Source organism: Luteibacter sp. P4_E6 (assembly GCF_056401535.1).
Genome location: NZ_JBFUJE010000528.1, coordinates 1 through 2,643 on the forward strand (window position 1 = coordinate 1; position 2,643 = coordinate 2,643).

At 65.1% G+C, this 2,643-nt stretch carries 4 protein-coding genes; all 4 read left to right on the forward strand.

The genetic code is table 11. The features are described from left to right. The coding region (gene nagZ, locus AC1DT2_RS20300; protein WP_477298336.1) for a beta-N-acetylhexosaminidase at nt 1-789 on the forward strand (789 nt) is incomplete at its 5' end. 7 nt (nt 790-796) lie between these two features. Continuing rightward, a complete protein-coding gene (locus tag AC1DT2_RS20305; RefSeq protein WP_063573810.1) occupies nt 797-1,345 on the forward strand; it encodes a hypoxanthine-guanine phosphoribosyltransferase in 549 nt (182 codons plus the stop codon). Nucleotides 1,346-1,349: 4 nt separating this feature from the next. Then, nucleotides 1,350-2,096 carry an S-methyl-5'-thioinosine phosphorylase gene (locus AC1DT2_RS20310; protein WP_063573811.1) on the forward strand — a complete coding sequence of 249 codons (747 nt, stop codon included), beginning with the start codon at nt 1,350-1,352 and terminating at the stop codon, nt 2,094-2,096. A gap of 152 nt (nt 2,097-2,248) precedes the next feature. After that, nucleotides 2,249-2,455 carry a cold-shock protein gene (locus AC1DT2_RS20315; protein ID WP_063573812.1) on the forward strand — a complete coding sequence of 69 codons (207 nt, stop codon included), beginning with the start codon at nt 2,249-2,251 and terminating at the stop codon, nt 2,453-2,455. Nucleotides 2,456-2,643: the final 188 nt, after the last annotated feature.

Consider the following 2,643-nt stretch of genomic DNA (forward strand, 5'->3'; position numbering starts at 1 on the left):
GGCTTCACCCGGCTGCCGTCGCTGGCGTCGATCGGCAAGCTCTACGACACCGTTCCGTATGAAGCGATCAACCGTGCGGAAGAACATGCCTGGATCATGGCCAGTGAAATGCGCGCGGTGGGCGTCGACTTCAGCTTCGCTCCCGTTGCCGACCTCGGCCGTGGCAGTGCCGCCATCGGCGATCGAGCCTTTCACGCCGATCCGGCCATCGCCGCTGAACTGACGCAGGCCTATGTGCGTGGCATGCACCTGGGCGGCATGGCCGCGGTGCTCAAACACTACCCTGGCCACGGCTCCGTCAAGGAAGATACCCACGAATCCGTGGCCGTCGATACGCGTAGCAAGAACGATATCCTCACCACGGACTTGCTGCCCTTCGTTGCCGGCATCGAAGCGCATGCGGAGGCCGTGATGGCTGCCCACGTGAAATACACCGCCGTGGACGACCAGCCAGCGGGCTATTCCCACGTATGGATCGAAGAGATCCTTCGCGGTGAACTCGGCTTCCGCGGCTGCGTGTTCGGCGACGACATCAGCATGGCCGCGGCCGGCAGCGTCGGCGGCATCGCCGCTCGTGTCGGCGCCAACCTCGATGCGGKCTGCGATCTCGTGCTCGCCTGCTTTCCCGACGTCGTTCCCGAGGCGATCGCGGCGGTCAAGGACCGCCGACTGTCGCTCGCCGAGCGGATCACTCCCTTGCGCGGGGCGATCGGCTCGACATGGGAAGGACTCGTCGACAATCCCCAGCGCGATCGTTTCATCGCGCGCGTGACCGCTTTGGAGCTGTAATCCACCCATGACCGCCACCGCTTCGCTCGACTATGCGCTTGCGCACTCCGACGTCCTGTTCACCCGCGAGCAGCTCGATACCGAAATCGTCCGCATGGGCCGCGACATCGACGCGGCCCTGGACGGCGAGGTTCCCGTGTTCCTTACCGTGATGCACGGCGCGCTCATCTTCGCCGGTCAACTGGCCTTCGCCATCCGCACGGACCTCGAATTCGACTATGTACACGCGACCCGCTATCGCGGCGAGACCAGTGGCAGCGACCTGCACTGGCTGCGCAGGCCGCAGGTGCCGTTGCACGAGCGTACGGTGGTGCTCGTCGACGACATCCTCGACGAAGGCCATACGCTGAAGGCCGTGCGCGACGCCTGCCTGGACATGGGGGCGAAGCGCGTTCTGCTCGCGGTGCTCTGCACCAAGCTGCACGATCGCCGTGCGCATGGCATCGAAGCGGATTTCAACGGTGTCGACCTGCCGGACCGCTACGTGTTCGGTTACGGCATGGACTACCACGAGCAGGCCCGCAACCTGCCGGCCATCTACGCGCTGAAGGACTGACGCCATGTCGATCGATCTGGCCGTCATCGGCGGCAGCGGGCTCTATCAGTTCGAAGGACTGGAAAACACGGAGCGGCACGCGGTGGAGACGCCATTCGGGCCGGCCTCGGGCGACATCGTCACCGGCGACTTCGGCGGCAAGCGTCTGGCCTTCCTGGCACGCCATGGTGAGAGCCATACGGTACCGCCGCACCGCGTGAACTACCGGGCCAACCTCTGGGCGTTGCATTCGCTGGGCGCTCGCCGCGTCGTGGCGGTCAATGCCGTGGGCGGTATCCGCGACGACATGGGTCCACGCGTCCTGGTGGTGCCTGACCAGATCGTCGATTACACCCATGGCCGTTACACCAGCTTCAATGACGTGGAAGGGGCGGAAGTCCGCCATATCGATTTCAGYGAGCCCTATACCGAAAGCCTGCGCCAGGCGATTCTGGCCGCCGCCCGTGCCGAAGGCCTGGCGATCATCGACGGCGGCTGTCATGGGATCACCCAGGGACCGCGCCTGGAGACCCGCGCCGAGATCGCCCGGATGAAGCGCGATGGCTGCGATCTGGTCGGGATGACCGGTATGCCCGAGGCCGTGCTGGCGCGCGAACTGGATATCGAATTCGCCTGCCTTGCGCTGGTCGCCAACTACGCCGCCGGTGCGGGTGACGAGGCCGAAATCAGCATCGAAGAGATCTTCGCGCACCTCGCCGCAGCCACAGCGAACGTGCCGCCTATCCTCGGTCGCCTCCTCGCTGGGGTCTGATTTTCGGCGATCGACTGGGAAAAAGTCGCAGTTGCGCTTTGCCTGCGAACTTGTCGATACTTCGCCTGCGCCGCGGGGGCAGGCCAAGGGGATCCATGGGGAACGCCTCGCCAACGCAGGGGCGCTTCCAATCCATGTCCAGAGGTTTCCGCATGCGTTTCGGTACGGTCAAGTGGTTCAACGACGCCAAGGGTTTCGGTTTCATCGCGCCTGAGGACGGTGGGGAGGACGTGTTCGTCCACTTTTCTGCGATCAATTCCAAGGGCTTCCGCAGCCTGCAGGAAGGCCAGCGCGTACAATTTGAAGTCACCACGGGCCCGAAGGGCGCGCAGGCTTCGGGCGTCGAAATCGCGGCGTAATCGCCGGGATAGCATCGCCAGGAAAAACCCCGCATGTGAGTGCGGGGTTTTTTTTTGGCTCTTCGCGGAATGCCGGGGGCGCCGCGGCGGGCGGGGACGTCGCGGCGGACGCGGACGTCGCGGCGCAGAGCCTTCGGTGCCCACCCTCGCTGCTCAGACACGTCCTCCGCGTTTCGTAGCGGAAAGGC